Raw genomic sequence first — 7,118 nt, 5'->3', positions numbered from 1 at the left:
GCCTTTCCTTCTAAAAACATTTGCCAACCTGCATCCAACATTCCATATTTCCGAACGTAATGACTTTTTATCGCCGGGAAATTGATGTCTATAATATACAAAAAGTTTACAAGAAATGTAAACTTTCTATTATAAATAAAAGCATTTTTTATAGCTTGGATAAGCGCTTGTTTTGTCGCGCCGTAATCTTCACCGCGCAGATAAAAAGCGCGGGGCGACTCCCCACGCAACTCCCTGAAGCAGTGCGGAAACTGATAGTTTCATACTGATAATCCAATGAATGATACTGATTTGTTTGATCAAACGTTTCCCCGCGTGAGGGATTGCAGCGGAAAGCCCGCTGAAGGTTTTGTGCAGTGGCCTTGTGGCGGACTTGCAGCGAAAAGCCCGACCCCGGTATGGGCTGTGCTGATAATAATGCACCGGGTCAGTGGCGATGGATATGCAATTTGAAGTATCGCCACCCATACCGGGGGCACGCCCAGATAAACAGTATAGCCTTTACCAGGTACCCGCATAGCTCAGGTCTTCGTTGGTGAGTTGTTTCAGGTAGTCATATTTCAGTCTCGTTATTTGCCGGATGTGCAGGTAATCGTGCGCAAGCCAGTTGGATAAAAACATGCCGGCTGTCATTTTCCCGAATTTCGGATGTATATAAGCGCTCTCCCAGTTTGGATCGGAAAGACTTTGAAGCCACTCAACAGATCGCTCTCTTTCTGTGAGGAAATCGTTCAGCCTGTCATTATAATTTTGCTGCATATAGTTTCTCGCTTCTACCCAGCCCGGCGGATCAATCGGTGGCAGGGGTGCTGCCGGCGTTTCAAGCACATGCTTTGTCCGCACCCTGAAATCTTCCCGCTCTATATCGTATAAATGACAAACGATCTCGAGCAGGCACCATTTTCCGGGATTGGGCTTCCTTAAGTACATCTCTGCCGTAAGACCAGATAACAACTCCTTAAAAACATTCCTGTTTTTGGAAAGTTCATTTATAATGATCGTATCATTCATTTTGGATTTAAAGATATTCCATTGCAATTTATAAAAACTAATTTCCGGAAGACCGGCAAATTGAAAAACAAAATGTAAAAGTGATCCGTCTGCCGCATCTGTGGCACGATTTCTTCATTCCCATCTGTCAACGATCAAATTCACTGCCATGCAAAAGATCATCCCGCATTTATGGTTCGATAAGGAAGCCAAAGAAGCCGCAACATTTTATACGTCGGTATTCCCGGAATCTAAAATTACGCATACCAGCCTCATACACAATACACCCTCGGGCGACTGTGATATCGTGAGCTTTGAGCTGTGGAACAAAGCATTCATGGCCATCAGTGCCGGGCCGATGTTCAAATTCAATCCGTCGGTATCGTTTATCGTTAATTTTGATCCCCTGCTGTTTAAAACATCAGCCGACAAAGAAAAAGCAGCGCTGGAAGCTTTGGATTCGGCCTGGAGCAAATTGTCGTGGGGTGGCAAAGTGCTCATGCCCATTGACTCCTACCCTTTCAGCAAACGTTACGGCTGGCTGCAGGATAAATACGGCGCATCCTGGCAACTCATGCTAACCGATCCTGCCGGCGAACCACGACCGGCGATCATCCCTTCGCTCCTGTTTACCGGCAGCAAATGCGGCAAGGCCGAAGAAGCGCTCCGGTTTTACGAGTCTGTTTTTAAAAATGCACAGCCGGGTAGTGTACATCATTATCCTGCAGGAATGGAGCCCGACAAAGAAGGCAGCCTGATGTTTGGTGATATGAAGCTGGAAGATACCTGGTTTGCCGCTATGGACAGTGCGCGTGAACATGGCTACGACTTTAATGAGGCGATCTCCTTTATGGTAACCTGTAAAGACCAGGCGGAAATAGACTATTACTGGGAAAAATTGTCTGCCGTGCCGGAGTCGGAACAATGCGGCTGGCTCAAAGACAGATACGGACTCTCCTGGCAGATCACTTCTGCCGAAATGGAAACCATGATGCAGCAGGGCAAGCAGGAGGAAATAGACCGCATCACGCAGGTCTTCATGCCTATGAAAAAAATTGATATAGCCAAAATAAAAGCTGCCGTTGGCAGGGGGTGAGAAATGGTATCTCCTCCGGCGGGAGACATTATTTTCTGCTAAGGAGTGCCTGCCGGTAAAATTGTTGCGGGTGCAACGGAAGATCCGCCGTGGCCGAACAAGCCGGGATGATAATCTTCCTTCACCCCAGCCTGGCACCAATACGATACTTTCCCAAAAAACAGCCTGTTTTTTATAAAAACACTCACGGAAATGTTGTATCTTTTTATCTCAATCATCGGTCATGAAACTCCTCTCCTTTTTAGTCCTGGCATTGCTGGCAGCAGCCGGCGCAGCGAGGCTGTCAACCGATTCCACAGTACAATACCCGGCATTGAATACCATCAACGCTTTAAAGCTTGCCAGCAGCATCAGCTGCAGTCCCGACCGGCAGGTAATGGAAAAATGGACGGAAGAGATCGATATTCCACCCATGCCGGGTGCCGGCATCTACCAGTGGAATATCAATACCCCGCACGACAGCGCCCGGCTCTATTTTAATCAGGGCATAAATACCTATTACGGCTTTCACATTATTGAGTCGCTGGCTTCCTTTAAAAAAGCAGCCGCATTCGACAGTTTGAACCCCATGATCTGGTGGGCGCAGGCGCTGGCCTATGGACCCAACATCAATGACGTGAGTTATTCGGTGCTGCCCCAGGCGCTGGAAGCAGTGGATAAAGCCAATGCATTGCTGGCAAAAGCCCCGCCCGTGGAACGGGGGCTGATCAAAGCCATTACCGCCCGGTATTCAAAAGATACCACGCAAACAAGAGAAAAGCTGAATGCAGATTATAAAAAAGCCATGAAGGCATTGTACGTTCAATATCCAGCCCATGCAGATGTTGCCGCTTTGTACGTGGATGCCATGATGATCGAACATCCCTGGGAGTTGTGGAACATCAACGGTACCCCCAAACCCTGGACACCCGCCATTCGTGCTGTGCTGGAAAAGACATTAATAAAAAGCCCCGAACACCCGGGGCTGAATCATTATTATATCCACGTAATGGAGCCCTCGCCCTATCCGGAAAAAGCCATGGCCAGTGCCGACAGGCTGGGCAGGCTAACTCCGGGGCTGGCACATATGGTGCATATGCCTTCGCATATTTACCTGCGTACCGGCCACTACGGTAAAGGCTACCGCGTGAACGAAGAAGCAGTGGCACAATTCAACGGTTATCTTCAGTTGTACCCTGCGGTTGCAGGCGGGGAGTTTTTATACCGGCTGCACAATGAGCACATGCTGATCAACTGCGCCATGCACGCCGGGCGCAAACAATATACGATTGATAAATCCCTTGCTTTTCAAAAATCGGTTGAACCCTTTTTATCGGAACCCGGCGCTGCAGGCAATTACCTTGCCTATATCTACATGGTGCCTACCCTCATGATGATCAGGTTCGAAGACTGGAACGGCTTGCTGCAGGCTCCGGCAGTTGACTCATCGAAGGTATATGCCGCGTTGTTGTTGCATTTCGGGAGGGGAATGGCTTTTGCAAATACGGGGAGGATCCATGAGGCGGAAGCGGAATCCGGCATGGTACAAAGGTTGGTGAAAGACACTGTGCTTTCCCTGCCCTTCACTCCCTTCTCCCCTGCTATTGACGGTGCGGTGATTGCCGGCAACATGCTGGCAGGAAGCATTGCCCTGGCAAAGAAAAATTACGCTGAAGCGATCTCCCGTTTCCAAACCGCTGTGGAAAGGGAAAACAAAATGGTGTACAATGAGCCGCGGGACTGGTTGCTGAATCCGAAGTATTACCTGGCCGATGCGTATTTCCGGGCGGGGAAATGGAAAGAAGCTGAAGCCGTGTTCAATAATGATTTGAAGGATAACAATGAAAATATCTGGTCGTTGAACGGACTGCACAAAACTTTACAACAGCAGGGCAAAAACGAGGCGGCTGCAAAAGTTGCAGCAAGAATGGAACTGGCTGCAAGAGACAGCGATGTGTTTTAATCAGCATTTCACGGTAGCGAGAGGTGTTTCGAGGGAGACGTTCGGGAGCTACCGCGGCTCATGCCCGGCTGAAGGTGCGGGTATTGATTATCGTTTTATTTCCATTTGCTCCTTTTTGTTGAGATAAACGGATTAAAAATGTAGGAAAATGGATACCATTGACGCGGGACCCGACCTCCGCCGGAGAGGGGATAATAACCACTCCCAATTCCCGGCGGGGAAATCTTACCAATTACGTATGTTTATGTCGTGAGCAACCAATATGAAAATCACTATTACAACAAGCGTTTGCAGCCTTACGCCAGTAAGCTCCGTAAAAGAATGACCAGAGCTGAAGTCTGTTTGTGGAAATATGTATTACGCGCCAGCCGGTTGAATGGTTATGCCTTCCACAGGCAACGTCCGGTACTCCGTTACATTGCTGATTTCATGTGTAAAGAGCTGATGCTTGTCATCGAAGCTGACGGACTTTCCCACCAATGGGAAGGTGCTGTGGAAAGAGATGCTGTTCGTCAAAAGCATTCGGAGGAAGCCGGGTTTACGGTGCTGCGCTTTGATGACAGCTAGATACTGAACAACATCGGCGGTGTGCGGGATTTCCTTATAAACTGGATTGAAAAGAATAAGCAGCCCTCTCCGGAGAAGTGAACTCCACCCCTGTTTATACCTTATTGATTACGCGAGACCCGCCCCCCAGCGGGGGATAATGCCGGTTGAAATACATGGAGGGAATACTCTTAATAATCCAATCATTTTCCACCAGCCCTGGTTAAAAAGTAAGTGGTCACTGTTCCCCACACGGAGGAATAACGCTCAGGTTAAGCCACTCTTGAGAAGGACGAGAGAATAATCCCACATTATAAAAATAAATTTGTGCAGTTAAATGACTGCATATATATTTGCAGTCATTTAGCTGCACAATGGATTTACGAAGAGATGTTTTCCAGGCTATAGCCGATCCCACCCGCAGGGCCATCATTACCCTGCTGGCGGCGCATGCCATGACACCCGGCGCTATCGCGGAACATTTTGATTCGTCGCGCCAGACCATTTCCAGACACATACAGATACTCACCGAGTGTGAATTGCTGAAACAGGAACAAAACGGCAGGGAAATTTATTATCATTTAAATCCCCAAAAGATGAAAACAATAGCCGACTTCATTGAACCTTTCCGCAATATGTGGGATGACCGCTTCAATAAGCTTGAATCAATTATGCAGAAGTACAAAACAAAAAAATAGCAGCATATGGAACGTAAAACAAAGGTCCATGCCGAAGAAGGCAGGCAGGATTTAATTATTACCAGGGAATTTGATCTGTCCGTGGCATTATTGTTCAGGGCTTACACAGAAGCCGGCATCGTGGAACAATGGATGGGCACCAAAGTACTGAAGCTCGAAAACAGCCAACATGGCGGTTATGCTTTTGAAACCCGCGATCCGCAGGGGAACATATTGTTCAAGGCGCATGGCACCATACATGATGTTGTTCGGGATCAAAAGATCGTGCGCACATTTGAAATGGACAATGCCGGCTTTGATGCACAACTTGAATTCCTGGAGTTTGAGCCGCTTACCGCCGGTACCAGCAGGCTCACTATGCAGATCATTTACCGTTCCACGGCACACAGGGAGCAGCAGCTTAAACTGCCCTTTGCCTATGGCATCAATATGGCACACGACCGGTTACAGGAAGTTGTAACTGCATTAAAATAACAATTGGGATGTTCTGGTAAAATGTCCAACAATCAAAATCGCAATCAATGTCAAAACAAATTACAGCTCCAAACAAAACCCGTAAAATTATCTATTGGGTAGCTACCATATGGCTTTCATTGGGAATGGTGTCTACCGCCATAGTGCAGCTCGTTCAGATGAAGGAAGAAACAGACATGATGGCCCGGCTGGGTTACCCGCTGTACCTGCTGACCATGCTGGGCGTTTGGAAAATATTGGGGGTGATAGCCGTACTGCTGCCCCGCTTTCCTTTGGTGAAAGAATGGGCCTACGCCGGCTTTTTCTTTGCCATGTCGGGAGCGGTTGTTTCGCATATAGCCGTGGGCGACAACGCCAGGGAATTGTTCGGCCCCGCATTATTGATCGCCCTTACGGTGGTATCATGGTATTTCAGACCGGCAGGCAGGAAGCTATCTGCGCTCAGCCGTTAGCTTTATTTGTCTTGATTAAAACTTTTGAGATAAACCGGCTAAATCATTTCAGACCGCAGACAGAAAATCATTTCCGTTAATTTTATGAATGAATAAAATGAGCGCTAAAGCGGAACAAAATCAAAAACCGGCCGAACCGGATAATACGGCAGTAAGAACAGCGCTATGGAGAGCTTTACATCTACTGGCGGATGCAAAGCCGCATATACTTGAAGATGATATCGGGTTAAAGCTGGTAGCACCACCCGCTGACTGGCTGCAACGGCCGGACATGAAATTTACCAAACGCCTCCGGGCTTCCATTGTAGCCCGCAGCCGCTTTATTGAGGACTTGATTATCGAACAAAGCCAACAGGGTGTTCAACAGTATGTTATTTTGGGTGCAGGTCTGGATACATTTGCACAACGCAGGCCGGATATCGCTTCCCAACTCCAGATATACGAAATTGACCGGCCCGCTACATTGACCTGGAAGCAACAACGGTTAACCGAACTGGGTTTGGGTGTTCCGGGGCACCTGCCCGCCGGCAAGACAGGCGTTCATTTTGTACCGATGGATTTGCTGGATGAAGAAGACAAACCTATGCAGGAGATCGCAGATAAAGGCGCACGGGAAGCAGGCACGCCGTTTGTGAGTTTTTTTACGCCGGATGAGATCCGGGACCTGGCACAGGAAGCAGGGTTTAAAAAAATACAGACCGTGTCAACAAAAGATATGGAACAGCGGTATTTTGCCGGCAGATCCGACGATCTTTTGCCTGCAAGCGGGGAAATATTCTTATTGGCAACGACGCAAACAATCTCACCAACATATACATATAAACGAACATGATGAATCCTGAAGTGGACTGGTATTTCGACAAACACGAACAATGGCAGAAGGAGATCAGGCAGATGAGAGCCATTGCGCTGGATTGCGG

At 48.0% G+C, this 7,118-nt stretch carries 9 protein-coding genes; 7 read left to right on the top strand and 2 right to left on the bottom strand.

Annotated elements, in window-relative coordinates:
- Positions 1-501: 501 nt before the first annotated feature.
- Positions 502-1,011: a DinB family protein gene (locus PLH26_RS18490; protein WP_324587510.1), complete on the bottom strand. Its 510-nt coding sequence runs from the start codon at positions 1,009-1,011 to the stop codon at positions 502-504.
- 148 nt (positions 1,012-1,159) lie between these two features.
- On the opposite strand from PLH26_RS18490, the gene PLH26_RS18485 reads away from it, so the two are divergent.
- On the top strand, positions 1,160-2,086 hold the full coding sequence (locus tag PLH26_RS18485) for a VOC family protein (RefSeq protein WP_324587509.1): 927 nt from the start codon (positions 1,160-1,162) through the stop codon (positions 2,084-2,086).
- A 38-nt stretch (positions 2,087-2,124) separates the two neighbouring features.
- Here the strand turns inward: PLH26_RS18485 and PLH26_RS18480 are convergent, their stop codons facing one another.
- Complete coding sequence (locus tag PLH26_RS18480) at positions 2,125-2,274, bottom strand: hypothetical protein (RefSeq protein WP_324587508.1); 150 nt, start codon at positions 2,272-2,274, stop codon at positions 2,125-2,127.
- 35 nt (positions 2,275-2,309) lie between these two features.
- On the opposite strand from PLH26_RS18480, the gene PLH26_RS18475 reads away from it, so the two are divergent.
- The 6 genes from PLH26_RS18475 to PLH26_RS18450 all read left to right on the top strand — a co-directional run bounded on the left by PLH26_RS18475 (position 2,310) and on the right by PLH26_RS18450 (position 7,030).
- Positions 2,310-4,028, top strand: coding sequence for a tetratricopeptide repeat protein (locus PLH26_RS18475; protein ID WP_324587507.1), 1,719 nt, complete (start codon positions 2,310-2,312; stop codon positions 4,026-4,028).
- Positions 4,029-4,277: 249 nt separating this feature from the next.
- The gene (locus PLH26_RS18470) at positions 4,278-4,595 is read left to right on the top strand and encodes an endonuclease domain-containing protein (protein WP_324587506.1); all 318 of its coding nucleotides are present in this window, start codon (positions 4,278-4,280) and stop codon (positions 4,593-4,595) included.
- 353 nt (positions 4,596-4,948) lie between these two features.
- Positions 4,949-5,272: an ArsR/SmtB family transcription factor gene (locus tag PLH26_RS18465; protein WP_324587505.1), complete on the top strand. Its 324-nt coding sequence runs from the start codon at positions 4,949-4,951 to the stop codon at positions 5,270-5,272.
- A 6-nt stretch (positions 5,273-5,278) separates the two neighbouring features.
- Entirely contained in the window at positions 5,279-5,746 is a 468-nt protein-coding gene (locus PLH26_RS18460) for an SRPBCC family protein (protein WP_324587504.1), read from the top strand.
- Positions 5,747-5,793: 47 nt separating this feature from the next.
- A complete protein-coding gene (locus tag PLH26_RS18455) occupies positions 5,794-6,198 on the top strand; it encodes a DoxX family protein (protein ID WP_324587503.1) in 405 nt (134 codons plus the stop codon).
- A gap of 97 nt (positions 6,199-6,295) precedes the next feature.
- Positions 6,296-7,030, top strand: coding sequence for a class I SAM-dependent methyltransferase (locus PLH26_RS18450; RefSeq protein ID WP_324587502.1), 735 nt, complete (start codon positions 6,296-6,298; stop codon positions 7,028-7,030).
- Positions 7,031-7,118 lie beyond the last annotated feature (88 nt).

The organism is Agriterribacter sp. (assembly GCF_035444585.1).
In the GTDB taxonomy this organism is placed as follows: Bacteria; Bacteroidota; Bacteroidia; order Chitinophagales; family Chitinophagaceae; genus Agriterribacter.
The sequence above is the reverse complement of the archived record's forward strand: the minus strand, read 5'-3'. Positions and strand labels throughout refer to the sequence as shown.

Excerpts from the sequence above, each read along its gene's own strand:
- PLH26_RS18450 (WP_324587502.1), top strand. The coding sequence starts at position 6,296 with ATGAGCGCTAAAGCGGAACAAAATCAAAAACCGGCCGAACCGGATAAT.
- PLH26_RS18490 (WP_324587510.1), bottom strand. The coding sequence starts at position 1,011 with ATGAATGATACGATCATTATAAATGAACTTTCCAAAAACAGGAATGTT.
- PLH26_RS18455 (WP_324587503.1), top strand. The coding sequence starts at position 5,794 with ATGTCAAAACAAATTACAGCTCCAAACAAAACCCGTAAAATTATCTAT.
- PLH26_RS18475 (WP_324587507.1), top strand. The coding sequence starts at position 2,310 with ATGAAACTCCTCTCCTTTTTAGTCCTGGCATTGCTGGCAGCAGCCGGC.
- PLH26_RS18485 (WP_324587509.1), top strand. The coding sequence starts at position 1,160 with ATGCAAAAGATCATCCCGCATTTATGGTTCGATAAGGAAGCCAAAGAA.
- PLH26_RS18460 (WP_324587504.1), top strand. The coding sequence starts at position 5,279 with ATGGAACGTAAAACAAAGGTCCATGCCGAAGAAGGCAGGCAGGATTTA.
- PLH26_RS18465 (WP_324587505.1), top strand. The coding sequence starts at position 4,949 with ATGGATTTACGAAGAGATGTTTTCCAGGCTATAGCCGATCCCACCCGC.